This window comes from Paenibacillus medicaginis, assembly GCF_042138635.1.
In the GTDB taxonomy this organism is placed as follows: domain Bacteria; phylum Bacillota; class Bacilli; order Paenibacillales; family Paenibacillaceae; genus Paenibacillus; species Paenibacillus medicaginis.
Genome location: NZ_JBHIRY010000001.1, coordinates 86,620 through 112,841, shown reverse-complemented (window position 1 = coordinate 112,841; position 26,222 = coordinate 86,620). Strand labels below are relative to the sequence as shown.

23 protein-coding genes and 1 riboswitch are annotated in these 26,222 nt (G+C 51.7%); of the genes, 20 read left to right on the top strand and 3 right to left on the bottom strand.

Annotated features, from left to right (window positions below; translation table 11 throughout):
* Positions 1–110 precede the first annotated feature (110 nt).
* The 9 genes from ACE5LO_RS00560 to ACE5LO_RS00520 all read left to right on the top strand — a co-directional run bounded on the left by ACE5LO_RS00560 (position 111) and on the right by ACE5LO_RS00520 (position 9,562).
* A complete protein-coding gene (locus tag ACE5LO_RS00560) occupies positions 111–1,160 on the top strand; it encodes a 23S rRNA (cytidine(2498)-2'-O)-methyltransferase RlmM (protein ID WP_375518507.1) in 1,050 nt (349 codons plus the stop codon).
* Positions 1,161–1,324: 164 nt separating this feature from the next.
* Entirely contained in the window at positions 1,325–2,809 is a 1,485-nt protein-coding gene (locus ACE5LO_RS00555; RefSeq protein WP_375518129.1) for a serine/threonine-protein kinase, read from the top strand.
* 144 nt (positions 2,810–2,953) lie between these two features.
* On the top strand, positions 2,954–4,504 hold the full coding sequence (locus ACE5LO_RS00550; RefSeq protein ID WP_375518128.1) for an ABC-F family ATP-binding cassette domain-containing protein: 1,551 nt from the start codon (positions 2,954–2,956) through the stop codon (positions 4,502–4,504).
* A gap of 131 nt (positions 4,505–4,635) precedes the next feature.
* Positions 4,636–4,745: riboswitch (TPP riboswitch) on the top strand.
* Between the two features lie 138 nt (positions 4,746–4,883).
* The gene (locus tag ACE5LO_RS00545) at positions 4,884–5,483 is read left to right on the top strand and encodes a thiamine phosphate synthase (RefSeq protein ID WP_375518127.1); all 600 of its coding nucleotides are present in this window, start codon (positions 4,884–4,886) and stop codon (positions 5,481–5,483) included.
* A gap of 62 nt (positions 5,484–5,545) precedes the next feature.
* Complete coding sequence (gene thiO, locus ACE5LO_RS00540) at positions 5,546–6,691, top strand: glycine oxidase ThiO (protein WP_375518126.1); 1,146 nt, start codon at positions 5,546–5,548, stop codon at positions 6,689–6,691.
* Positions 6,688–6,891: a sulfur carrier protein ThiS gene (gene thiS, locus ACE5LO_RS00535; RefSeq protein WP_375518125.1), complete on the top strand. Its 204-nt coding sequence runs from the start codon at positions 6,688–6,690 to the stop codon at positions 6,889–6,891. The genes thiO and thiS overlap by 4 nt, the downstream gene beginning before the upstream one ends.
* A 1-nt stretch (position 6,892) precedes the next feature.
* Positions 6,893–7,660 (top strand): thiazole synthase, encoded by a 768-nt coding sequence (locus ACE5LO_RS00530; RefSeq protein WP_375518124.1) that lies wholly within the window; start codon positions 6,893–6,895, stop codon positions 7,658–7,660.
* Positions 7,660–8,739, top strand: a complete 1,080-nt coding sequence (locus ACE5LO_RS00525; protein ID WP_375518123.1) for a ThiF family adenylyltransferase — start codon at positions 7,660–7,662, stop codon at positions 8,737–8,739. Before ACE5LO_RS00530 ends, ACE5LO_RS00525 begins: the two co-directional genes overlap by 1 nt.
* A gap of 118 nt (positions 8,740–8,857) precedes the next feature.
* Positions 8,858–9,562 (top strand): response regulator transcription factor, encoded by a 705-nt coding sequence (locus ACE5LO_RS00520; RefSeq protein ID WP_375518122.1) that lies wholly within the window; start codon positions 8,858–8,860, stop codon positions 9,560–9,562.
* A 71-nt stretch (positions 9,563–9,633) separates the two neighbouring features.
* Here ACE5LO_RS00520 and ACE5LO_RS00515 read toward each other — a convergent pair whose 3' ends face one another.
* Both ACE5LO_RS00515 and ACE5LO_RS00510 read right to left on the bottom strand, forming a co-directional pair.
* The gene (locus ACE5LO_RS00515) at positions 9,634–10,134 is read right to left on the bottom strand and encodes a C40 family peptidase (protein WP_375518121.1); all 501 of its coding nucleotides are present in this window, start codon (positions 10,132–10,134) and stop codon (positions 9,634–9,636) included.
* Positions 10,135–10,419: 285 nt separating this feature from the next.
* Complete coding sequence (locus tag ACE5LO_RS00510; protein WP_375518120.1) at positions 10,420–11,061, bottom strand: thiamine diphosphokinase; 642 nt, start codon at positions 11,059–11,061, stop codon at positions 10,420–10,422.
* Positions 11,062–11,230: 169 nt separating this feature from the next.
* Between ACE5LO_RS00510 and ACE5LO_RS00505 the strand changes: the two genes are divergently transcribed.
* On the top strand, positions 11,231–11,890 hold the full coding sequence (locus ACE5LO_RS00505; RefSeq protein WP_375518119.1) for a trimeric intracellular cation channel family protein: 660 nt from the start codon (positions 11,231–11,233) through the stop codon (positions 11,888–11,890).
* 5 nt (positions 11,891–11,895) lie between these two features.
* On the top strand, positions 11,896–12,360 hold the full coding sequence (locus ACE5LO_RS00500) for a low molecular weight protein-tyrosine-phosphatase (protein WP_375518118.1): 465 nt from the start codon (positions 11,896–11,898) through the stop codon (positions 12,358–12,360).
* A 215-nt stretch (positions 12,361–12,575) separates the two neighbouring features.
* On the opposite strand, the gene ACE5LO_RS00495 is transcribed toward ACE5LO_RS00500, so the two are convergent.
* Positions 12,576–13,310 (bottom strand): alpha/beta hydrolase, encoded by a 735-nt coding sequence (locus ACE5LO_RS00495; protein ID WP_375518117.1) that lies wholly within the window; start codon positions 13,308–13,310, stop codon positions 12,576–12,578.
* Positions 13,311–13,565: 255 nt separating this feature from the next.
* Between ACE5LO_RS00495 and pdhA the strand changes: the two genes are divergently transcribed.
* From pdhA to ACE5LO_RS00450, 9 genes are all read left to right on the top strand, one after another.
* Entirely contained in the window at positions 13,566–14,633 is a 1,068-nt protein-coding gene (gene pdhA / locus ACE5LO_RS00490) for a pyruvate dehydrogenase (acetyl-transferring) E1 component subunit alpha (protein WP_375352827.1), read from the top strand.
* A gap of 89 nt (positions 14,634–14,722) precedes the next feature.
* Entirely contained in the window at positions 14,723–15,703 is a 981-nt protein-coding gene (locus tag ACE5LO_RS00485; RefSeq protein ID WP_375518116.1) for an alpha-ketoacid dehydrogenase subunit beta, read from the top strand.
* Between the two features lie 85 nt (positions 15,704–15,788).
* Entirely contained in the window at positions 15,789–17,435 is a 1,647-nt protein-coding gene (locus ACE5LO_RS00480) for a dihydrolipoyllysine-residue acetyltransferase (RefSeq protein ID WP_375518115.1), read from the top strand.
* A gap of 3 nt (positions 17,436–17,438) precedes the next feature.
* On the top strand, positions 17,439–18,860 hold the full coding sequence (gene lpdA / locus ACE5LO_RS00475; RefSeq protein WP_375518114.1) for a dihydrolipoyl dehydrogenase: 1,422 nt from the start codon (positions 17,439–17,441) through the stop codon (positions 18,858–18,860).
* Positions 18,861–19,089: 229 nt separating this feature from the next.
* Complete coding sequence (locus ACE5LO_RS00470; RefSeq protein WP_375518113.1) at positions 19,090–20,178, top strand: RNA-guided endonuclease InsQ/TnpB family protein; 1,089 nt, start codon at positions 19,090–19,092, stop codon at positions 20,176–20,178.
* 312 nt (positions 20,179–20,490) lie between these two features.
* Positions 20,491–21,285, top strand: a complete 795-nt coding sequence (gene thyA / locus ACE5LO_RS00465; RefSeq protein ID WP_375518112.1) for a thymidylate synthase — start codon at positions 20,491–20,493, stop codon at positions 21,283–21,285.
* Between the two features lie 54 nt (positions 21,286–21,339).
* Positions 21,340–21,825, top strand: coding sequence for a dihydrofolate reductase (locus tag ACE5LO_RS00460; RefSeq protein ID WP_375518111.1), 486 nt, complete (start codon positions 21,340–21,342; stop codon positions 21,823–21,825).
* A 293-nt stretch (positions 21,826–22,118) separates the two neighbouring features.
* Positions 22,119–23,606: a glutamate synthase subunit beta gene (locus tag ACE5LO_RS00455; protein ID WP_375518110.1), complete on the top strand. Its 1,488-nt coding sequence runs from the start codon at positions 22,119–22,121 to the stop codon at positions 23,604–23,606.
* A gap of 359 nt (positions 23,607–23,965) precedes the next feature.
* Positions 23,966–26,209, top strand: a complete 2,244-nt coding sequence (locus ACE5LO_RS00450; protein WP_375518109.1) for a type IA DNA topoisomerase — start codon at positions 23,966–23,968, stop codon at positions 26,207–26,209.
* The last annotated feature ends 13 nt before the right edge of the window (positions 26,210–26,222 follow it).

Here is a 26,222-nt window from a genome sequence, read left to right as displayed (position 1 = left end):
GATAATGCATACGTATGAGATTCCGGTCGAGCTGCAGTGGGATGATGAGCGCCCGTGAATCAGAGTATGCGCTGGAGGTTAACGTAATTTTGAATTCAATTGATGAAGATATGCAGAAAAATGAGAAAAAGTCCGGCGTGACGTCGCGCTTTATATGTACGGCCAATCATGGCTTTGCGCCATATGCCCAGGAAGAGCTGCGGCGGCTGTTTGGCTCGGTCAAATCGACCGTGCTGATTTCAGGCGAGGTACTGCTCGTAACGCTTTCAGAGGAGACCGCGACTGTAGTCGAGAGAATTCAGGCGCAGGCACCGATGTTTCTGCGCCATCTGTTTCCCGTCCAGTTTCAGGAGGAGGGCGGCAGCCTGGATACGGTGCTGACCCGGTTGGCGGCCTTCGTCATGAACCGGATCGAGCTGCAAGGGCAGATTCTGTCTGTGCAGGTCCGCAAAAGCACGGACAGCCACTGGGAGGACAGCACGGGAGCGCTGAAGCAGGCCATCACGGACAAGCTGGCGGAAGCGCCGCTCGATTTTGCCGTGCGTGGAGCGGATTACGTCCTGTCCGTTTTTGCCGGCCAACAATTCTGGTATGCAGGCATTTCCAGACCTGATGACAATCTGTCCGACTGGAATGGAGGGGCTGTGCGCTTCCAGAAGGAAGAGGGCCAGGTGTCACGCGCCAAATTCAAGCTGCTGGAGGCGGAAGCGGCCTTTGGGATCGATTTTACGGCATTCAGGAAAGCTCTGGACATCGGAGCGGCTCCGGGAGGCTGGACTTCGTTCCTGCTGGAACGGGGGTTAGAGGTTACGGCAGTGGACCCGGCGCGCATGGACCCGTCCGTTCTGCAATCCCCACGTCTCACGTTTCTCCGTAAAAATGCGGGGGAGGTCAAGTTTCGGGACAGCGAGTTTGATGTGCTGGTATGTGATATGAGCTGGAGCCCGAAGCAGATGGCGAAGCTCGTTACGGGACTGTTATACAGCCTCGCGAGCGGGGGGACGGCCATCGTGACGGTGAAGCTGATGCACAAAAAGCCGCTCGCGCTCATTCAGGATGTCATCTCCTCCTTCGAGCAGGCGGGAATGCAGGTGCAGCAGGCCAAGCAGCTGTTCCATAACCGGGATGAAATAACACTTTATATGATTAAATATGCTTAAAAATAGCATTGCAGAAATGCTCAGAATACACTATAATTAATCCAAATTGTGTAAGTCATAGTGTTTGATAAGCAGGGAAAGCATCCTGTAAAGAGATCTCTTGTGTTGAGGTCATTTACGGTGATGGCTTTCCTTTTTTGCTTTTCAAGGAGGGAAGAGCAGGGATGAAGCAACAGCGGCAGCATGAGCCCGGTTATGTATTGGGCGGAAGATACCGCATATGCCGGCTGATCGGTAGAGGTGGCATGAGCCGGGTTTATATGGCAGAGGACCTGAAGCTGACGGGCAAAATATGGGCAGTTAAGGAGACGGTCGCCGACAGGGAGCTGATGGGGGCGTGGAGAGCGGAAGCGGAACTGCTGAGCGCGCTGAATCATCCGCGGCTGCCGCGGATCGTTGATTTTTTCGATTTCAGCAACGAAGGCAACGTATATCTTGTCATGGATTATATCGGAGGCATGACGCTTGAAGCTTATATGCAGAACAACGACGGGATCGTGGAGGGCGGACAAATTGTATCGTTTGCCTTGCAACTGCTTGATGTGCTCGATTATCTGCACAGCCACAATCCGTCCATCATCTACCGCGATTTGAAGCCGTCCAACATTATGGTCACTGCGGGACTTGAGCTGAAACTAATCGACTTTGGTACAGCGCGGAATTACAGTACTGGCAGCAGCCAGGACACGGTCAAGCTGGGGACGGTCGGTTTTGCGGCACCCGAGCAGTATGGAGGAGGACAAACCGATGCGCGCTCCGATCTGTATGGTCTTGGTGCGCTTATGCTGTATTTATGTACAGACGGAAGACAAAGCGAATGGACACCTGGCGTAGAGGAGGTCATCCGCTCAGGGCTGCCGCGTGATTTGGCCAGAGTGATTCGCAGGCTGCTAAAGATCGATCCAGGGGAAAGATACCAGACCGCCAGGGAGGTTATGCATGAGTTAAGGCTGTTGTCCGTGCCGTCCGCTGACAGGCCGGTACCAGTAGTGGAGGCGAAATATTCCGGCACCCGGGTGATTGCGCTGCTCGGGGTATCCCCAGGCTGCGGGGTTACACATACGGCCATTGCCATCAGCCACTATCTTTCACGGCAGGGCGGCAGGGTGGCTGTAGCCGAATTGAATGGACGATCACAGTCCTTTTCCAGGATACAGACGCTGCTGGAGGGGGACGAGCACGCACGAGCGGAGGGGACGAAGCGCTTTTCTTTTGAGGGGGTGCAGTACTGCCGTCAAATGTCGCCGGAAGACATCATTCCTCTCTTGAGCGGAGGTTTTGATTTTATTGTTTTTGATCTGGGCAGCGGTGGGAATCCTGAAGGGCTGGAGGAATTTTTGCGGGCCGATTATCCGCTGATTGTCGGGTCCGGGGCGGAGTGGAGGTTGCCGGATACAGTGATGTTTGCGAGTGCTCTGGCCAGGTATCCGCAGCAGAAGTGGAGCTTCTGCCTTCCTTTGGCAACGAGCGAAGCAGTCCGCAGGCTTGGAAAAGAGCTGGGTACAGGAAAGGTGTATACGCTGCCTCTCCATCTGGACCCCTTTGAGCCATGTGAAGAAATGGATACCGTTTTGCAAGCCTTGTTCAAGGATGCTCTGCCTGGGCCGAGGCGGAAAAAGCCGTTATTTGCTTCCCTCCGGAGACAGTGAGTCCGTGTCGTGCAGGTGTATAATTTCATTTTCGTTATGGCGGGCGGTTCCGGTAAGGCTGCCTCTTATGCTACAATAAGGCTTTGAAAGCAAACCTGAAGTCATATTGAAGTTTAATGAAAAATAAGGAGCCAGTTAACGGAAATGAGTTTATTAACAGTAGAAGAAGTTTCCCACAATTTCGGGGACAGAACATTATTCAGAAATGTATCGTTCCGCCTGCTGCCGGGAGAGCACGTCGGTCTGGTAGGGGCCAACGGTGTCGGCAAATCGACGCTGATGAATATTTTGACAGGCCAGCAGTTGCGTGACAACGGCAAAGTCGAGTGGACACCGAAGGTCCGTTACGGTTATCTGGACCAGCACACGAAGCTGACTCCGGGCAAGACCGTGCGGGATGTGCTCAAGGATGCATTTCTACCCTTGCTTGAGCTTGAGCAGGAACTGAATGCGATTACGGATAAAATGGCCGAAGCCACACCGGAGGAGCTTGAGGTGCTGCTGGAGCAAATGGGGGAAATCCAGGAGCAACTGGAGATCGGTGATTTTTATCTGATTGATGTGAAAGTGGAGGAAATGGCCAACGGGCTTGGAATTGCTGCCATCGGACTGGACCGCGATGTAGCCTCTTTAAGCGGGGGGCAGCGCACGAAGGTGCTGCTGGCCAAACTGTTGCTGGAGAAACCGAATGTGCTGCTGCTGGACGAGCCGACGAACTACCTGGACGTTGAGCATATCGAATGGCTTACACGTTATTTGAAGGACTACCCGTATGCCTTTATGCTGATTTCCCATGATACTGAGTTCATGAATCAGGTCGTCAACGTCATTTATCATCTGGAGTTTGGCAAGCTGAACCGCTATACGGCCAACTATGAGAAGTTCCTTGAAATGGCTGACATTCAGAAGACACAGCATATCGATGCTTATGAAAAGCAGCAGGAGTATATCAAGAAGCAGGAGGACTTCATCCAGCGCAACAAGGCGCGTGCCTCCACTTCCGGACGGGCCAAGAGCCGTGAGAAGCAGCTTGATAAGATTGATCGGATCGACAAGCCGGAAGAAGCGGCCAAACCGACGTTCCAGTTCAAGGAAGCGCGGGCCAGCGGCAAAACGGTCTTTGAAGGCATTGACTTTGAGATTGGCTACAGCCATCCCCTGCTGCCGAAAATGTCCATTACGATTGAACGGGGCGAGAAGATCGCCATCGTCGGTTATAACGGTGTCGGCAAATCTACGCTGCTCAAAACGATTCTCGGAAAAATCTCTCCGCTGAGTGGAAAAATCTATACCGGAGACTTTCTTTATCCCGCTTATTTCGAGCAGGAGGTGCGTCCTGAGCGGATCACACCGCTTGACGATGTGTGGAACGAGTACCCGCATTTGAACCAGCATGAGGTTCGTGCCCATCTTGCCCGCTGCGGACTGAAAAATGATCATATTACCCGTCCGCTGTCTGCCCTCAGTGGTGGAGAGCAGGCCAAGGTCCGCCTCTGCAAGCTGCTGATGCGTGAGAGCAACTGGGTGCTGTTTGACGAACCGACCAACCACCTGGATGTGGTGGCGAAGGATGAACTGAAGCGTGCGCTGAAGGAATACAAAGGCACGGTGCTGCTTGTATCCCACGAACCTGATTTTTATAAGGATTGGGTAACGAGAGTATGGAATGTCGAAGAGTGGTCGGCCAAAGCCTGATGTGCAGGAGAAGCACAGCTTTGGACTTTTCGGACTGAAATCTGAGTGTACGTCTAGGCAAGTGAAACGGATTGTGCTACCATGAAAAGGGAAAACAAAATATATAGTAATACAGGCGATTGAACAGGCCTGTATCACACTGGGGGAGCCGCGGCTGGCGGCTGAGACGGAATAAACGCATTCCGGACCCTTTGCACCTGATCTGGATCATACCAGCGTAGGGAAGTGGACATTAGCCGAATGGGAATCAAATGCGACCTTGCTTATGCGCAGGGAGGCAGTTCCATGTAAATTCGGTGAACCTGTAAATTCAGCCGCTTCCTGACCGGGAAGCGGTTTTTTGGCTTTCCCGAATAACTGTCCATGGAGGCAAAAAGCAATGGAGCTTCATCTTATTACGGACGGCTGCCAAAGCGCTGAACGCACGGCAGACATCTTGCGGTTGATCGAACCGGATATCGACATGCTGCACATCAGGGAGAAACATCTGAGCGCGGCGGAGCTGTACGAATTTATGTTCACGGTGTCGGAGCGCGGCTGCTGCTCGCCGTCCAAGCTCGCGGTCAATGACCGTGTAGACGCAGCACTTCTGTTCGGTGCGGGGACGGTGCAGCTCACCTCAAACAGCCTGCCGCTGCAGCTTGTGAAGCGGACGTTCCCGAAGCTGCGCTGCGGGGCATCCGTACACTCGCTGCAGGAAGCGCGGGCTGCGGAGCAGGCGGGGGCCAATTATGTGTTGTACGGCCATATTTACGATTCCGTCTCCAAGCCCGGGCTGCCACCGCGGGGGCTGAGCAGTCTGGAGGAGCTATGTCGTGCAGTCTCCATTCCGGTTATCGCGCTTGGCGGCATCCAGCCCCGGCATGTGCGGGGCATCAGGCGGGCAGGTGCATCAGGAATCGCTGTGATGTCAGGTATCTGGAAAGCAGATGATCCGGCCGAGGCGGCAAAGGAATACAGGAGAATGCTCATAACTTGAAGCAGGGTGTTACAGATCAGATGTATCCTTATGATAACAGGAGAATGGGAGGAGGAACAGACATGAGCTATTCGGCAGACTGTACGGTGATCGGCGCGGGAGCGATCGGCAGTTCCATCGCCTATCAGCTGGCGAAAAGAGGCTTCAAAACGATTCTGATCGAAAAATCGGTTCCTGCACAAGGGGCCACACGAGCGGCAGCCGGAATGCTGGCGGCAGAGTGTGAGGCTTTTGCCCACCCTCAGTTGGCCGCATTTGCCCTGCACAGCCGTAATCTGTTCGGGGAACTGGTGCGGGAGCTTGAAGGCCTGACAGGACTGGTAACAGGGTATACCACCACAGGCTTCGTTCTCCCTGTCCGGACAGCGGAGCAAGTTGAGCACTTGTCGGCCATGGCCGGGAACAATGATGGATCAGCCGCAGAGTGGTGGGACGCCGCAGAGATAACCAGAAGGATTCCCGGCCTGACAGGGCAGGTGCTTGGAGGCTTGTTCCGCGAGCGGGAATCGCAGTTGCTCCCGCAGCGACTTGTGCAGGCATTGGTGTCAGGCGCGGAAAAGCACGGGGCAGAACTGCTGACAAATACAATCGCAGAGGACATCCGGATTGTGGACGGTATGGTGCGTGGTGTAAAAACGAGCAGGGGATATATTGCTTGCCCAAATGTTGTGATCGCAGGGGGGGTTGAAGCGGTCAAGCTGCTTAACCATTTCGGCATCCATACGGAAATGTATCCTGTCAAGGGAGAGATCGCAGCCGTTACCATGCCAGTACGTACGCTGGAGTATACCATTTACGCCGAGGATGTGTATCTGGTGCCAAAGCCGGAGGGGGAGCTGTGGATTGGGGCAACCAGCAGACCGCATGAATGGGGAGAGGATGTATCCGCAGGCGGGCTGCGCCAGCTTCTGGAGCGCGCTTCAGCCTGGCTGTCGGACATTGGGGAGTCGTCTTTTCTGAGAGCGTGGTCGGGATTAAGGCCGCAAACGGAAGATGGCTTTCCCATTATAGGCCCCGTACCTGATGCTGCCGGCTTATACGCTGCTTGTGGACATCACCGCAACGGAATATTACTGAGTGCGGCTACAGGGGAAGCGATAGCGAAGATGATGGCAGGCCATACAGTGGAGCAATTAAATTTGACGGCCTTGTCACCAGCAAGAATGAAAAGACAGCCTGCACCAGCAGTCAAGGGGGGGAAGAGATGAGGCTTGTTATTAACGGCCAGGAAATGACTTTTGACATGGAAATTTATAATGTGGACCAGTTGCTCAATGCATTGGATCTGCAGGTCAAAACGGTTGTCGTCGAGTTGAACCGGCGCATATTGACCAAGGACATTCACAGCGCAACCGATTTGAAGAACGGGGATCATCTTGAAATTGTACATTTTGTGGGGGGCGGATAATATGCTGCATATTGGAGATAAAGCCTTTAAATCAAGACTGTTGCTGGGGACGGGGAAGTTTCCGGATCTGGAAACGCAAATGAAAGCTGTTCAGGCATCGGAAAGCCAGATCCTTACCTTTGCCGTCCGCCGCTTGAATCTGGAGGAGAAGGGGCAGGGAAACTTCCTGGATAGGCTGGATCTGTCCAGCTTCACCCTGCTTCCCAATACGGCTGGGGCGGCTACTGCCGAAGAAGCTGTCCGCATCGCCCAACTGGCCAAGGCGTCCGGTTTATGTGATATGATAAAGGTTGAAGTGATCGGGGATGACAGAACGCTGCTTCCCGATCCGTTTGAGACTTTAAAAGCCTGTGAAATGCTGCTTGCCGAAGGCTTCATTGTGCTGCCTTACATTTCCGACGATGTCATCCTGGCCAAAAGACTGGAGCAGCTCGGTGTTCACGCCGTCATGCCGGGGGCATCCCCTATCGGTTCGGGCCGGGGCATCCTCAATCCTTACACTTTGGAGCTCATTATAGAACAGGCTTCGATTCCTGTCATTGTAGACGCCGGCATCCGTTCACCTGCCGATGCAGCGCACGCGATGGAACTGGGTGCGGACGGGGTACTGTTGAATACGGCGGTGTCCGGCGCTGGGGACCCGGTCGCTATGGCGGAGGCAATGAAGCTCGCTGTACAAGCGGGCAGGCAAGCGTTCAAGGCGGGCATGATTCCCGTTAAACGCTATGCTGCGGCAAGCAGCCCTACAGAAGGGATGGTTACATCATAATGAATGAACGCAAGACAGCGGTTCCGACAGATTCAACTGAAGGAGCCGCACAGGCAGCGGCCGACCGCTACTCGCGCCAGGAGCGCTTTGCGCCGTTCGGCCGGGAGGGGCAGCGCAAGCTGCGTGCTTCCCATGCGCTCATTATCGGGGCGGGAGCACTCGGTACAGGCATAGCCGAAACGCTCGTCCGCTCAGGTATCGGCACGATCACGATCGCTGACCGCGATTATGTCGAGTGGAGCAATCTGCAGCGGCAGCAGCTTTTTGCCGAGTCGGATGCGGTACAGCGAACACCCAAAGCGATCGCGGCCAAGCGCCGTCTGGAAGAGATTAATTCCGAATGCCTCATCCATGCCTATGTGCTTGATATTGATGGTGAAGCGTTGGAAGAGCTGGCTGCAGATGTGGATATTATCCTGGATGCAACCGATAATTTTGACACAAGACTGATCATTAACGATGTGGCGCAAAAGCTCGGCATGCCGTGGATATACGGCGGCTGTGTGGGCAGCTACGGGATTACCTTCACCATTATTCCCGGAGAAACGCCGTGCCTGAACTGTCTGCTGGGCACGATTCCGGGTGGAGGAGATACCTGCGACACGGCCGGCATTCTTCCCCAGGCTGTGCAGATGGTGACCGCCCATCAGACGGCGGAAGCCTTCAAGCTGTTAAGCGGCCATAAGGAGGCACTGCGGGGCAAGCTGTTGTCCTTTGATGTGTGGCGTAATGAAACCGTATCAATCTCCGTGACCGGCGCCAAAAAGGAGGATTGTCCTTCCTGCGGAAAGAACAGGGTGTACCCGTATCTGCTGGCCGCTAATCGGCAAAAGGCGGATGTGCTGTGCGGCAGGGACACGGTGCAGATCCGACCTGCCCGTCGCACCAAGCTCGATCTGAAAGCGACAGCCGCCCGTCTTGCCGCCACCGGGGATGGTCTGGTGGAGAGTAATCCTTTTCTGGTGTCCTTTGCTGCCGGCAAACAGCGAATGGTCATTTTTGAAGATGGCCGCACGCTGATTCACGGCACGAGTGATATAGCGGAAGCCCGTGTGTTATATCATCGTTATTTCGGATAAAATACTTTAATTCCCTCTTTGTCCTGATACATGTATTTCTTGCGGATTCCCCAAACTATGAATAGGATCAGGGATATCACCAGGCTGCTTTAGCAAGGCGGCAGAAATCAGGTGTCACATGGAAGAATGTATATTGCTCGTCGGCGAAGATGGCCGGGAACATATGGGGGAAGGTTTGCGGAAAGCGGGGTATGATGTAATCCATCTGCACAGCGCGCAGGAAGCTGCTGATCGTGTGGAAAATCTGGAATTCGGACTGCTGCTGCTCGATGCGGAGCTTCCTTCTGTGGAGGCGGACCGGCTGCTGCTCGGCATCCATGGTGAAAAGAGGCGAATTCCGGTCGTCATGATTACAGATTCCGAGGATGCCGATAAGATGGTTGAATGCTTCGACCGGGGGGCTCATGACGTTGTAGCTGCAGAAGTGCCGGAAAAGGTGCTGCTAGCCCGTATCAAAAATTTGCTGCTTATTTTCCGCGGTGCCGTTCAAATGAATAGCCGGATCAAGGTGGCGGACCTGACGATTGACAGGGAAGTGAGGATAGTTCAGCGGGAAGAAGAGCAAATCGGGCTGACAGCGAAGGAGTTCGACCTCCTGTGGTATCTTGCACTGCACGTAAATCAGGCCTGCAGCAGACAGCAAATTTTAAAGCATGTTTGGAGGCATGAATTTATAGCGGATACTAATGTAGTCGATGTGTATATACGGCATCTTCGGCTCAAAATTGACTATGGTCAAAAATACAAGCTCATCCGGACGGTGCGCGGTGTGGGTTACCAGCTTCAGGAGCCGCGGATGGATGCTTCCGGCCAGGCAACGTAATATTCCCTATAACGAAAAACAAACCGGAGCACAGTGGCCCGGTTTGTTTCACTTATGATGATATCAATCCATTACAGTACACGGCGTGCAAACAGATAGGTTTTCTTCCAGGTGCCTGAATTCAAATTGGAGATGGTTACGCCTGGAGAACCGTAGGTGTGCAGAATTTTGCCGTTTCCTGCATATACACCGACATGCGTTACATTTCTACCGTTAGCGCGGCTGCCGCTGGAAAAGAACAGCAGATCCCCGACCTTAATATTGGATTTGGAAACATATTTGCCTTTCCTCGCTTGATCCTCGGAAGTGCGGGGAAGATTCACTCCATATTTGTCAAAGATGTACTTCGTGAAGGACGAGCAGTCAAATCTTCTCGTCGTGCTGGTATTAGCTCCGAAATCATAAGGAGTTCCTATGTACTTTTTGCCAAAATTAACAATTTGTTGACCTTTAGTCGATGTGGCGGTAGCCGCATGCGCGGATGGAGCTTCTATAGTTGCGATTGCCCCAAAGCCGATAGAAGCGGCGAGCCCGACAGAGATGACTTTCTTAAACAAGTTGTTGAACTTCATGATGTAGTTGTACCTCCAAAAGTATTAGTCATTCGAAAGGAATGCTTGCCCTCTTGCAGGACTGAGTATAACAGTTTTGTTACTTCCCAGAATTTAGGTGAACCAGGCTTATCCCTTGTGCGCCATGGCCTTGAACCCGATTATTAAAAAACGGTTAAAATTGCTGTAAAAGGCTGGAATGTTGCGGAAACCGGCAAGTAAAAAAAGCTAAAACCGTTGAATTATCAACGGTTTTAGCTTTTTTTACTCTTTTACAAATGTTAAAAGAAGATTACAAAAATGTAATCAATCCTTGCTTTGGATGATGAGCAATATGCCGCTCTCGATCGAAACTTTGCCGGCAGCAGCGGTCAGACGGTTGCTAACGCCCCGGGATTGTCCCATTTTAAGGGTTGCATTTACCAGCGGGTACATAAATCCTTCAAGATTGATGCCGGTTACTTCATTCGTCATGGGCAGCAGAGAGGTGTAGGTATATCCCCTGTCCTCTACAACGGCTTCCGTGCCTGTCAGCATAATCCGGTTGTGTGCATCCTGGATGATACAGTGGATATGATGCTGCATGGCGCGCAGCATCATTTGCAAATTGGCGAGTGTATGATCCATTCTGGTGCCGGTAGCGCCGAGCAGCAGCACCTCGCCGATCTGCTCCTCAATCGCCAGCTCAAGCGCAAGCTCGGTGTCGGTAAGATCCTTGTGAATCGGGTCACAGCTGAGCAGACGTTTGCTGCATGCCTCAACCTTGTCTCGCTGCTCCGGCAGCACGGAATCGAAATCGCCCACGGCGATATCGGGGCGGATTCCGTGTTCCACCAGATATAACGCCCCGCGATCCGCCCCAATAATCAGGTCTCCGTCCCTGATCTCGGACCAGTCGTCCGGGGACAGGACTCCGCCGGAAAATATGATTGCTCTTCTGATGCTCATCCGCTACATCTCCTCTAAAAAATACACTATGTATAAGTATAACCTGGATAATTATCGCTTGCACAATTTCCTCCGGTTTCGCTACAATGAGGAGGTGAAAAGTTGACAGGGGAAGTAAGGGATTTCAAGAAAGCAGGCAGTCAGAGGAGAAAGGGAGAGAAACAAGCTGTTGGAATTACACATCTTTGATTGGTTCAGCATTGTCGGGACGATTGCCTTCGCCATGTCCGGGGCTATCGTGGCGATGGAGGAAGAATACGATATTGTGGGAGTGCTCGTACTTGGGCTGGTGACGGCATTCGGGGGAGGAGTGATCCGCAACATTCTCATCGGTGTTCCGGTGACTACGCTCTGGAGTCAGGGGATGCTAATTACGCTGGCCGTTATTTCCATAATCATTGCATTTATGCTGCCATATGAATGGATCAAGCATTGGAAACGGACAGAAGCGCTGTTCGATGCGGTTGGTCTGGCTGCATTTGCAATTCAGGGGGCGCTGTATGCTACACAGATGAACCATCCTGTCATTGCCGCCGTGGTCGCCGCCTTCTTGACAGGCACGGGCGGCGGTATGATCCGTGACCTGCTGGCTGGTCGCAAGCCGCTTGTGCTGAGGGACGAGATTTATGCCGTATGGGCCATGCTGGCCGGACTTGCGGTGGGTGCCGGACTCACGACCCGCCCGGCAGAGCTGATCGTGCTTTTTATAAGTGTCGTAGTATTTCGTATGCTTTCCGTGTATTATAAATGGAAACTCCCGCGGCGATCGCTGCGCCGTCCGTCGCAGGCAGATCCGGGAGCGGTTGACTGGCGGGTTCAGAAAGGATAAGGATCATGATTCGAGTATTATTTGTATGTCTGGGCAATATTTGCCGATCGCCCATGGCAGAGGCTGTGTTAAGACATAAGGCGGCGCTGCGGGGGCTGCAGGGTGCCATTGCAACCGATTCGGCCGGGACGGGCAACTGGCATATCGGCAAGCCGCCGCATGAAGGAACGCTAGGGCAGCTCAAGCTGCACGGGATTAGCAGCGAAGGGTTGATTGCCCGGCAGATGCAGGCGCAGGATTTTGAACAATTTGATTATATCGTATGCATGGACGACTCCAATGAGCAAAATCTGCGCAGGCTTCAGGGAGGCAAGGATGTGGAAATCCTGAAATTGATGGATTTGCTTCCCGATGAGCCGCTCCGCGAGGTTCCTGATCCGTATTTTACAGGCAACTTCGAAGAAACCTACAGATTAATTGATCTGGGGTGCGAGGTCCTTCTGGACAAGATTGTAAGCGAAAAGCTATAATATGGTCGTATGATGACGAAAAGGATAAACGGCAGCAGTGCCGTTTTTTCTGTTGTTTGGATGAAAGCGCAACCACAGGCTGAACGCCGGAGAAAGCAAAATCCCGGCCAGTAGGCCGGGACAGGGGGGCTGCCGAATTTTTTTTAATTTATGTCTGTAAAATTTGGCGTTAAGGCAGGCTGTGCAGCGGGTATTGGTGGGTGGGGACGTTTTTCTTAAGCCAGCCCGAGAAAATAGCTCAGCGCATCAGGCAGCTCTTTTTGCCAAAAGCCCCAGATATGCTTGCCATCCTTCTCACGATAGGAAACCGTGGCTCCACGTTCTCTGAGCAGGTCTGCTGTCTTGCGGTTAATTTCAACAAAGTTATAGGTTCCGGTATCACTTTGAAACTCCGTTTCCTGCAGGCCGACCGTCATCCAGACCTCCAGACAGGACAGGTCCTGTTCACGGCCGATAAGCTCGCGTGATTTCTCGTAGTAGGCACCGGACAGGCTGATGACCCTTGTGAACAGCTCGGGGTACATCAGGGCCAGATGCAGCGAGACGCTGCCGCCAAGGGAATCCCCGGCCAGCACTCGTTCCGAGGCTTCTTGTCTGACAGGATACTTGCCTTCAATATAAGGGACGATTTCCTTGGCAAAGCAGGAGGTATAGGCCTCAAACAAGCTGCCAAAGGGGGCGTACTCCTGTGTACGGATGGAAGTATCGACCTCTACACCTACAATGATGAATGGCTCGACTCCCTCATCGAGAATGAGCTGGTTGGCATGGGTGGCGATGCGCCCGAAGTTGAAAAACTCTTCGCCGTCCTGGCAGTAAACGACAGGATAACTCAAAATTTCGTTATAGCCAGGTGGCAGGTAGATCCGGAGATTGCGTTTTGCGTTCAAAAAACGGCTCTGAATTTCGTCTTTGAGAATCGTTCTTTTCAGATAGCGGGAATCCGTCATGCTTCGTCACCTTTCGCGGGTAATTTTTTGCATTCATGATCACAATAAGTTAAGATAACCGTGGTTGCAAAGACTGGTTAAATTTTAAAAGATGTACTATGCTGTTATAGTGAATTATAAACCCTGTTATACATACACGATTTGCACAAAACAAATAAAAATGGCGGATATCTTTGACTCAAGAGGTAGAACAGGTGTATAATAATTCTATAACAGCGGAACTTGATATTCAAATTTTTTGTTGAGGTGAAGAAAATGAGCAAGGTTCCTTACGAAGTGTACACGGAGGAAGTGGAAGCTCTTTCCGTGCTTTCCCCGGAAGGTGAAATTATTAATGAGAATATGCTGCCTGAGCTTACCGACGATCAATTGAAAGAAATTATGTACCGCATGGTATTTACCCGCACCTGGGACGACCGTGCCGTTAACCTTGGACGTCAGGGCCGCCTTGGTTTCTATGCTCCGGTATCCGGTCAGGAAGCAACGATGGTCGGCAGTGAGTTTGCTTTGGAGAAAGAGGACTTTATCGCACCAGGCTACCGTGATATGCCACAAATCGTATGGCATGGTCTGCCGCTGTATCAAGCATTCCTGTACTCCCGCGGCCATCAGCATGGCGGCCAAATTCCTGAAGGTGTTAACGTATTGATGCCGCAAATTATTATCGGGGCACAAATTTTGCATGCGATGGGTATTGCGATGGGCTTCAAGCTCAAGAAGCAAAAACAAGTGGTCATTACTTACACAGGTGACGGCGGTTCCTCCGAAGGCGATTTCTACGAAGGTCTGAACTATGCTGGGGTTTACAAGCTTCCGGTTATTTTCTTTGTGCAAAATAACGGTTACGCCATTACTACGCCATTTTCCAAACAGACAGCCGCCCTGTCCATCGCTCATAAAGCGGTTGCAGCTGGTATTAAAGGCGTGAAAATTGACGGCATGGATGTGCTTGCTGTTATCAAAGCGGTTCAGGAAGCTGCTGAACGTGGACGCAACGGCGAAGGCGCTACACTGATCGAAGCGGTCACTTACCGTTTCCGTCCACATTCCCTTTCTGACGATGCCAGCAAATATCGTACGAAAGAAGAAGAAGGACAATGGAGCGAGAAGGATCCGATTGCCCGTCTGGCCAAGTACCTTGAGAAAAAAGGACTGTGGACGGAAGCGGACACCGAGCGCGTGAAAGAAGAAGCGAAAGCGAAAGTCAACGAAGAGATCAAGAAAGCTGAGAAAACCGAGAAAATGACGGTTCCAGGCCTGATTGACAGCATGTTCGAGCATACGCCGAAGCATCTTGAAGAACAAAAAGCGGATTTTCAATAAAACATAGGTATGAAGCCTGAGACCGGTTCAGGTTCATGATGGATAAGGTACGAATGTGATCTGTTAATGTTTAAGGAGGAAATGAAGCAATGGCACAAATGAACATGAAAGAAGCGATTCGCGACGCGCTGCGCGTTGAATTGAAGCGTGATCCGAACGTCATTCTTTTCGGTGAAGACGTAGGTAATGTAGGCGGCGTATTCCGCGCCACAGAGGGTTTGCAGAAGGAATTTGGCGAAGAGCGTGTGTTTGATACACCGCTTGCCGAATCCGCGATTGGCGGTCTCGCAGTTGGTCTGGGTATCCAGGGCTTTCGTCCTGTTGCAGAGATTCAGTTCGTAGGCTTTATTTTTGAAGCGCTGGATCAAATGGCTATTCAAGCGGCACGTATGCGCTACCGCTCCGGCGGACGCTACAATTCCCCGATCGTATTTCGTACACCTTACGGCGGCGGCGTAAAAGCGGCTGAGCTGCATACAGACGCGCTGGAAGGTCTACTGGCTCAGACACCGGGCATCAAGGTTGTTGTTCCATCCAATCCTTACGATGCCAAAGGTCTGATGATCGCAGCGATTCGCGATAACGATCCTGTATTCTTCATGGAGCACCTGAATCTCTACCATGCATTCCGCGATGAAGTGCCGGAAGGAGATTACACGGTTGAACTGGGCAAAGCGAAAGTAGTTCGCGAAGGCTCCGATGTTACCATTATTACTTACGGCATGATGGTTCACACATCTGTCAAAGCCGCTGAAGAACTTGAAAAAACGAAGGGCATCAAAGTAGAGGTCATCGACCTGCGTACTGTCAGCCCGATCGATATCGATACCATCGTAGCTTCGGTTAAGAAAACGAACCGTGCCATTGTGGTGCAGGAAGCTCAGAAGAGTTCCGGTGTAGGCGCCGAGGTTGTTGCCCAAATCAATGAAAAAGCCATTCTTCATCTCGAAGCTCCTGTGCTGCGTATTGCACCGCCAGACACGATTTATCCTTTCGCGCAAATTGAGGATACATGGCTTCCAACCCCAGCCCGCATCATTGACGGGGTCAACAAAGTGCTGGAATTTTAATTAGAGCTCACAGTAGAGGGTTCCGGTCATTCGGCAACGAGAGCAGGAAAGGGCTGAACCCTGATTAAATTGGGAGGTTTTGAACGTGGCAAATTTTGAATACAAATTTCCGGAGCTTGGTGAAGGCCTGCACGAAGGCGAAATCATCAAGATGCATATCAAGCCCGGCGATAAGGTGACAGACGACGACATCATTATGGAAGTGCAAAATGACAAAGCTGTCGTAGAAGTACCTTGTCCGGTAAACGGTACAGTGAAAGAAGTGTTCGCGAAGGACGGCGACGTATTCAACGTTGGTCAGGTAGTAGCGATCATCGATGCGGAAGGCGATGTGCCTGAACAGGAAGAAGCAACCGCAGGCAGCCACGCAGTACAGGAAAAGGATGCCGCTCAAGGCGGAGCTAACACGGCTTCTTCACCTGCAACAGCAAATCCGGCTGCTTCCGGAAGCTCCAAGTTTGAATACAAGTTCCCTGAATTGGGCGAAGGTCTGCATGAGGGTGAAATCATCAAAATGCACATCAAGCCAGGGGATAAAGTGACAGACGACGACATCATTATGGAAGTACAGAACGACAAGGCTGTTGTGGAAGTTCCTTGCCCTGTAAACGGAACCGTCGCTGAAGTGTTCGCGAAGGACGGCGATGTATTCCATGTAGGCCAAGTTGTAGCAATCATCGACGCAGAGGGTGAGCTTCCTGAACAGGAAGGCGGCGCGTCTGCTACAGCCGCTGCTGAAACGCCTGTAGCAGTCAATGCAGCTCCTGCACCTGCGGCAGCTTCCAACAAAGAAGTGCTTGCTACACCTAGTGTTCGTAAATTTGCCCGTGAGCAAGGCGTGGATATTTCCCTGGTAAACGGAACCGGCAAAAACGGCAAAGTAACCAAAGAAGATGTTCAGGCCTTCAAAAACGGCGGCGGTCAAGCGGCCCCGGCACCTGCGGCATCTCCTGCAGCACAAACAGCAGTGCCTGCGGAAACGAAACCTGCAGCTCAGAAAGCGGCGGCGCCTGCAACAGCGGACCAGCGGCTTGAAGAAGAGCGTGTGCCATTCAAAGGCATCCGCAAAGCTATCGCCAATGCAATGGTTAAGTCGGCTTATACCGCGCCACACGTTACGATTATGGACGAGGTGGACGTAACTGAGCTGGTGGCATTCCGTACCCGCATGAAGCCAATCGCCGAGAAGAAAGGCGTAAAAGTAACGTACCTGCCATTCATCGTGAAGGCGCTCGTTGCCGCTAGCCGTCAATTCCCGGCTCTGAATGCCATGATCGACGAAGAAGCGAATGAAATTGTGTACAAAAAATACTACAACATCGGTATTGCGACAGATACGGATAACGGTCTTATCGTGCCGGTCATTAAAGATGCAGACCGCAAGAGCATCTGGATGATTGCAGATTCCATCCGCGATCTCGCTTCCCGCGGCCGTGAAGGTAAGCTGACTCCTGCCGAAATGAGAGGCAGCACCATTTCCATCACCAACATCGGTTCTGCAGGCGGTATGTTCTTTACACCAATCATCAACTTCCCTGAAGTGGCCATCCTCGGAACGGGCCGCATCAGTGAAAAACCTGTCGTGAGAAACGGTGAAATTGTGGCAGCTCCTGTTATGGCACTGTCTCTGAGCTTCGACCACCGTATTATCGATGGTGCAACAGCCCAAAACTTCATGAATTATATCAAACAGCTGCTCGCCAACCCTGAGCTGCTTGTTATGGAGGTGTAATCAATGGTAGTAGGAGACGCTTCTCTGGATATTGATACATTGGTCATCGGTGCGGGTCCAGGCGGTTATGTAGCCGCCATCCGCGCTGCGCAACTGGGTCAAAAAGTGTTGATCGTGGATAAATCGGAACTCGGCGGCGTGTGCTTGAACCGCGGCTGTATTCCGTCCAAGGCCCTGATCTCCGCAGCCCATCAGTACGAAAACGCACTGCACGCCGATTTCTTCGGCGTGTCGGTGGGTGACGTTAAAGTGGACTTCACCAAAACACAGGAGTTCAAGGAAAGTGTTGTTAAGAAAATGACCGGCGGTGTAAGCGCGCTGCTCAAAGGCAACAAAGTGGAAATCTTCAACGGCGAGTGCATGTTCATTAGCCAGAACGAAGCGCGTGTGTTCAATGATCATGAATCTCCGCGTTACCGTTTCAAAAACTGCATCATCGCTACCGGCTCCCGTCCAATCGAGTTGAAGCCGTTCCCGTTCGGCGGCCGTATTCTGTCCTCGACAGAAGCGTTGAATCTGCCTGAAGTACCGAAGAGCATGATCGTAATCGGCGGCGGCTACATCGGCGCCGAGTTGGGTCAAATGTACTCCAAATTCGGCACGAAAGTGACTATCATCGAAGGCTTGGATACTGTTCTCCCTGGCTTTGATAAAGATATGACTTCGCTTGTTGCGAAAAACATGAAGAAAACAAACATCGAAATCGTCACAGGAGCCAAAGCCGAAAGCGCTGAGCAAACAGACAAAGACGTTACGGTGAAATTCTCCGTAAACGGCGAGAGCAAAGAAGTAACGGCTGAGTACCTGCTTGTTACGGTTGGACGCCGTCCCAATACGGATGGTGAGCTGGGTCTTGATCTGATTGAAGTGGAATTGGATGAGCGCGGTTTTGTAAAAGTGGATCATCAAGGTCGCACTAATCATAAGCATATTTTCGCTATCGGTGATATCGTTGCAGGCCCTGCATTGGCGCACAAAGCTTCTTATGAAGGTAAAGTGGCGGCTGAAGCCATTGCCGGCATGCCTTCTGTAGTGGACTACAAATGCATTCCTGCTGTAGTATTTACAGATCCTGAATGTGCAAGTGTAGGTTACAGTGAGCAGCAAGCGAAAGACAAAGGCCACAAAGTAAAAACAGGCAAATTCTCTTATGCTGCGAACGGCCGCGCCGTTTCCCTTAATGGTGCTGAAGGTTTCGTGAAAATCGTAGCTGATGATGAAACCGGTCTTGTACTGGGTGCGCAAATCGTAGGTATCGAAGCCTCCAACCTGATTGCCGAGCTGGGTCTGGCTATTGAAATGGGAGCTACACTCGAAGATATCGCTCTTACCATCCATGCGCATCCTACGCTGGGTGAACTGGTTGCCGAGGCTGCTGAAGTGGTATTGGGTCACCCCATCCATACGATGGCTCCTCGCCGCTAATTCTTTTGCAGCACTATATATTTTGTACAAAGCAGAGAACGCCAAGCGCGTTCTCTGTCTTTTTTTAACATGTTTCCGTGAGAAGTCCCCTTCCTCTGCAGGTAGGGGATGAATCTCGGTTAGGCGAAGCCTAAATGCACTTGTCTATTGTATAAAGCTCGTGCTTTCCTAGTCGAATGTTTGTGTGGTATGATGGGAATATACGTTCTTATTAAGGCGGTGACCCTTCGTGCAAATTACGTATCAATTTCGCCTCTTCCCGACTCCCGAACAGGAAGAACGCATGATTCGAACGTTGATCTTGTGCCGGAAGCTTTACAATCGGGCGAAGGAGCAACGGGATACCGTCTACAAGCAAGAGGGCACAACCATCACCTACGCCAAACAGCAAAATGAATTGCCCGCTTTCAAGAAGGAATTTCCCGAATACAAAGAAGTTCATTCCCAAGTGTTACAAGACTGCTTGCGGCGTTTGGATGATGCCTATCAACGGTTCTTTCGCGGCGATGCGGGCTTTCCCCACTATAAGTCAGCCGACCGATATCTCTCCTTTACATACCCTCAGCCGGGTACGGTAGACAAGACTTTCGCACGGGATGGATACGTCTATCTGTCTAAAATCGGCTTTGTCCGCATGCGTACACACCGTCCGCTCGACCAGGCAAATGTGACGCAAATCAACGTGAAACGGCATGCGGACGGATGGATCGCAGGCATCAGCGTAAGCATAGAAGCAGCGAAAGCTAGCCAGACGACGGAAACCGCCGTGGGCATCGACGTCGGGCTACGCACGTTTGCGGCGCTGTCTGATGAGACGAAGGTGGACAACCCACGGTATCTGCGAAAATCGGAAAAGCGGCTCAGACGCGCCCAGCGGCGGTTGTCCCGCAAAGTGCGCGGTTCTCGTAACTGGCAGAAGGCCAAACAGAAAGTGGCGAACATCCACCAGAAAGTGGCGCGGCAGCGCAAAGATTTCTTGCACAAACAATCGCATCGCATCGTTCAGGGACATGACCTGATTGCGGTGGAGCAGCTGAAAGTGAAAAATATGATTCGCAATCGCCGACTGTCCAAAAGCATCTCGGATGCCGGATGGCGAAGGTTCATCACGTATCTGTCGTATAAAGCCGCAAAACAGGGGAAGCGACTCGTAGAAGTGCCCGCCCACGGCACATCGCAAACCTGCATCTGCGGTGCGGAAGTGCCAAAAACGTTGGCAATCCGGCTTCATGAATGCAAAGAATGCGGGCTGGCGCAGGACAGAGACATCGTTTCGGCCCAGGTCATTTTGCAGCGGGCTTTGAACATCGTAGCGTGATGGACTGGATACCGTAGGGAGGGTTTGCCCCGAACGGGATGCGTGCCGCATCGAACGCTTGTGGAGATCCAGTCAGACCTTTCCTACAGAGAGGCAGCGATCGTCGAAACAAGAAGCCCCCGCCTCTTTAGGCGGTGGGAACATTCACACAAAAGCAAGTATTATCCATCCGAACAGACGTTTTTTTCATCTGGAGAGAGTCGGCCGCTCATGGTACACTAAGAGTCAGGATGTTTATAAAAGATGACGTGATCTGGTAAAACCGGACGAATGCTGTCATGTACAATGCTTGCATGAAGAGGGGAATGTGCAGTGAAAAATTATTTGGATTTGCTGAAGGATATTTTGGAGCATGGAACGGACAAGAACGACCGCACAGGCACCGGAACTCGTTCCGTCTTCGGCAGACAGCTCCGTTTTGATCTGACGGAAGGATTTCCGCTTGTAACGACCAAAAGAATTCATCTGAAGTCGGTCATTCATGAGCTGCTCTGGTTTTTGCGCGGTGATACCAATATCGCTTATCTGAAGGAGCATGGAGTTACCATCTGGGATGAGTGGGCGGATGAGAACGGTGATCTCGGTCCTGTATACGGCTCGCAATGGCGCTCCTGGCAAACACCGGACGGAAGAACGATCGACCAGATTGTCAATGTTATCGATTCGATCAAGAACAATCCGGATTCGCGCAGACATATGGTGAGTGCGTGGAATGTTGCGGAAATCGAGCAGATGAAGCTGCCGCCATGTCATTTTGTGTTTCAATTTTACGTAGCTGACGGAAAGCTGTCCTGCATGCTGACGATGCGTTCGGTGGATACCTTTCTGGGACTGCCTTTTAACATTGCAAGTTATGCTTTGCTTACGCATATGGTTGCCCAGCAGTGCGGCCTTGAAGCGGGCGAATTTATCTGGTCCGGCGGAGATGTCCATATCTATTCAAACCATTTCGAGCAAGTTCGCACCCAGTTGCAGCGTGAGCCTTATCCGTTGCCGAAGCTGGTGATCAAGCGGAAGCCGGATACCATTTTCGATTATACATTTGAAGACTTTGAGTTTGTGAACTATCAGCACCATCCGGCAATTAAGGCGCCGGTGGCGATTTAAAGACGGCTGAACTGCCGAACACGAGTCTTTGGCGCGTGAAAAGGGGGGACTTACATGAGTATTTCCATGATATGGGCGATGGATAAGAACGGAACGATCGGCCGCAACAATTCTCTCCCATGGAGACTGCCGCGGGATATGGCATTTTTTAAAGAGCAGACGATGAATAAAACGGTGCTGATGGGCCGCAAAACGTGGGAATCCTTTGGAGGGAAAAGCCTGCCGCAGCGTAAAAATGTCGTTTTGACCCACGATCCTGATTATACCGCAGACGGAGCGGATGTGATTCACCGTCTTGAAGAAGGAATGAAGCTGGCTGAGCAGGAGCAGCTTATGATTATCGGAGGAGCGGAAATCTACAAGCTGTTCTGGCCCTATGCCGACGAATTGATCGTAACCCGTATTGAAGAAGCGTTCGAAGGAGATACGCTCTTTCCGGATTTGGACTGGAGCAGCTGGAAACCTGTACGCGAAATTCAGGGAATAACAGACGAGAAGAACCCTTACTGCTACCGCTTTGTATTTTATGAAAGAGTCTGACTGCTGCCAAATAAAGCACATAATCAAATAAATATACGATTTTCCTGTTTATTATTCATATCTGTGTGTGGTATGCTATTTGAAATATTTATTGATATGATTGAAAATACATTTCGCTTTTCGCTAAAAAGTTGCACAGTATTTCAACACTTTTCTGCTTTATTGTGTTACAATGAATCAAATTTGATTCAATTGAGGGTTACCGTTTCATATTCCTGAGCTCCCTTCATGGAGAGGGAGTTGTGGAATGTTTGCGAAGCGGGCACAGATAAGAGGAGATGGGGGAACGTAAGATGTCTACACCAACAGGGTTTATGGAGTATAAGAGACAGCTTCCTGCTGACCGCGACCCGCTGGAACGGGTTAAGGACTGGGAGGAGTTCCATAAGCATTTGAGCGAAGAAGAATTACGCACACAGGGTGCCCGTTGCATGGATTGCGGAACCCCTTATTGCCATACAGGCTTGGATATGGCCGGCAGCACCTATGGGTGCCCTGTTCACAATCTCATTCCTGAGTGGAACAATCTTGTATACCGTGGGCTCTGGAAAGAAGCATTGGACCGTCTGCACAAGACGAACAACTTTCCGGAATTCACCGGGCGCGTCTGTCCCGCTCCGTGCGAGGGTTCATGTACCGTCGGTCTGATCGGACAGCCCGTGACGATCAAGACCATTGAAGAAGCGATTATCGAGAAAGGCTTTGAAGAGGGCTGGGTTGTTCCCGAACCCCCGGAGAAGCGTACAGGCAAGCGCGTAGCTGTCGTCGGTTCCGGCCCGGCGGGGTTGGCAGCAGCTGCTCAACTGAACAAAGCAGGCCACAGTGTAACCGTATACGAACGTGCTGATCGTGTCGGCGGACTGCTGATGTACGGCATTCCAAGCATGAAGCTGGATAAGAAAGTGGTTGAGCGGCGTGTGGAACTGCTTGAAGCGGAAGGGATACAGTTCATTACCGGTACGGAAATTGGAAAGGACATTCCGGCACAGCAGCTTGTTGATGAGTTTGATGCGGTGGTATTATGCGGGGGAGCAACCAAGCCGAGAGAGTTCAACATTGAGGGAAGCGATTTGAACGGGGTTCGTTATGCGATGGACTATTTGAACGGAACGATCAAGAGCTATCTGGATTCCGGTCTGGAGGACGGTCAATTCATTAATGCTGAGGGCAAGGATGTTATCGTCATCGGCGGCGGCGACACCGGCTCGGACTGTGTTGCTACAGCGCTGCGTCATGGCTGCCGCAGTGTAACCCAATTCGGTACTCACAGCAAGGCCCCGCTGGAACGGGATCCTGTCGCCAATCCGTGGCCGCAATTCCCGAATGTGTATCAGCTCGATTACGCTCAGGAAGAGGCAAAGGCGATTTTCGGCGATGATCCACGTGAGTTCTCCATCATGACCACGAAATTTGTCGGGGATGACAACGGAAACCTGAAAGAACTGCATACGGTTCAAATTCAGCGTATGGTTGATGAAACAGGACGCAAGATCTATCAACCGGTCCCTGGAACAGAGCGTGTATTCCCTGCGCAAATGGCCCTGATTGCGATCGGATTTGACGGTCCTGAGCAAACCATTGTTGAGCAGATGGGGCTGGAAACCGACCGCCGTTCGAACGTCAAAGCCCGTTACGGCAAATATGTAACGAACGTGGATAAAGTGTTCGCTGCCGGGGACATGCGCCGTGGGCAAAGTCTGGTCGTCTGGGCCATTCACGAAGGCAGAGAAGTGGCCCGTGAAGTGGATAAATATTTGATGGGCTCCTCAGTATTGGTTTAAACTTTTATCAATAGCTATGATCCTATTTTTCGAGACTCTGCTTAAGCGGAGTCTTTTTTTCGCACCTTTATCGTCATTAAATATAACATATAACTTCTGTCTTAGCCACAACATATATGCGGAAATTGAAAATTAATTCGAAGATTAAAAGGTATTCCGTATTTTCGTGCTTTATGTGTTATTAAAATTAACATATACATAACTTTTGTGGAATTTGCTTTTCCTTTAGAAGAATTGGCTTCTGTGGTATAATAGACTGTAATCATGGCATAAAGCTTTCTTAGACGGAAGCTTTTTTTGCTTCTAAACGGACTAGGATCAAGCTTGCTAAGCTGCAGGCGCCAGGGAGGAAGAAATGGATGAAGACGCTGGTGATCGCCGAGAAACCCGACATGGGACGGACGATAGCGGCGGTGATCGAGCCCCGTGCGAAGAACAACCGCAGTTATTTGGAAGGTGAACGTTATATTGTAACCTGGGCCATTGGCCATTTGCTCGGGCTTGCCGAGCCGGACGCCTATGATCCGAAGTACAAGCGCTGGAACATCAATGATCTGCCTATTATACCGGAGCATTTCAGAATTGTTCCCAATCCGAAGACCAAGGATCAGCTGAAAACGATCGGAGAGCTGGCCAAACGCTGCGATTCCATCATCAATGCCTGTGACGCAGGGCGTGAGGGGCAGTATATCTTTGCTTTGATCCAGCAGCAGCTGAAATTACGTCAGCCTGTAAAGCGGTTGTGGATTTCGGATCTGACGGCAGAAAGCATTTCACGGGGCTTCGCGAATATGAAGGATGCCTCGGAGTATGAAAATCTAACCCTGGCCGCCCGGGCACGAAGTGAGGCCGATTGGCTGATCGGGATGAATGCCTCGCGTGCTTTTACGACCAGACACAACGCGCTGCTATCTGTCGGCAGGGTACAGACGCCTGTGCTGGCCCTGATCCATGACCGGGAGAAGGAGATTGCGGCGTTTGAAAGCCAGACCTTTTACGAGGTGCTGGGCTTTTTTAAGCAGGGACAAACCAAATATAAAGGGATATGGCAGGGAGATCGTCTAACTGAGCAGGAGAAGGCGGCTGACATTGCTGCCGCGGTCAAAGGCAAAACAGGCAGCATTGCCAAATATGAAATGAAGCCGACCAAGGAATATCCCTTCAAGCTATATGATTTAACCTTGCTGCAACGCGAGGCGAACGCCAGGTACGGATATTCGGCCAAGAAAACGCTGGATGTGGCGCAGGCCTTGTATGAGCGTCATAAGGTCATTTCTTATCCGCGAACGAACTCCAACTATGTAACAGAGCAAAATATTGAAGGCATGCACAAAGTGCTTCATATGCTGCAATCCGGTCCATATGCGGAGCTTGCGCAAAATGCGGATAGCAGGCTGGTTCACAAGCAAAATAAATCGGTCTGCAATCCGGCCAGGGTTGAAGATCACCATGCGATCCTGCCCACCTTGAAAAGAACGGGTACGCTCAGCAAAGAAGAGCAGAACATCTATGATCTGGTAGTGCGCCGCTTTTTGTCCCACTTTTATCCACCGGCGGAGTACAAGCTGCATACGGTGCTGACACAAGTGGAGCAGCATATCTTCAAAACAGGTATTAAGGAGCTCGTTTCGCTGGGCTGGAAGGTCGTGCTTGCAGTTGCGTCTGACACGGAGAAGAAATCAGGTCGACGGGGAAAAAAGGATGAAGAGGAAGAGACGGAGGAGTGGACGGAGGGACATTTCGAGCTCGACCCAGCCCAGCCTGCCTATTGCGTCAAGTCGGAGGTAAAGGAGAAAGCGACCCAGCCCCCTAAAAGCTATACGGAGGGCACCTTGCTGAAGGCGATGGAAAGCGCGGGCAAGCAGATGGAGGATGAGGAACTGCGCGAAGTGATGAAGGATGCCGGCCTGGGCACACCCGCCACCCGCGCTGCCACCATTGAGCGGCTCAAGCAGGTCGGCTACATCGAGATGAAGGGCAAGCGCGTTCTTGTTACAGAAAAAGGAAAGACGGCCATCGAGCTTATCCGCCATGCCGGGGTCGAGCTGCTGGCGAGCCCGGAAATGACCGGACAATGGGAACGCAGATTGAACCAGATTTCCAAGGGCGAGGCTGCGCAGGAAAAGTTCATGGAAAATGTAAAAAAGTTCACTTTCTCCGTTATTGAAAAGGTTAGAAAACAGACGCCTGCGGCGGCGGACTCCTTCGGCACGGACGGCGGCAGCCGGACACGTAAGGGACGTGCGGGACGCTCCGGGAACGGAAAAGCCGGGAGCAGCACGGGAAGCGCTCAAAGCGCCTCCGCATCAGCGACTCTTGTGGCAGAGCGGACGAAATTGGGGAACTGTCCCCGTCCGGGCTGCGGCGGCTCGATCATTGAAGGCAGGAAAGGCTATGGATGCACCCATTTCAAGCAGGGCTGCGGGTTTGTCATCTGGAAGGAATACAAGGGCAAAACGCTGTCGGAAGCGATGCTGAAATCGCTGCTGGGCAAAGGTCAGACCCAGTTGTTGACATTCAAACGCAGCGACGGTTCAGCCGTTAAAGCGAGAATTGTGCTTGAGGATGCGCCGACAGGCAAACTGGGAGTCAGAATGGAATAACGTGCAGCAAAAA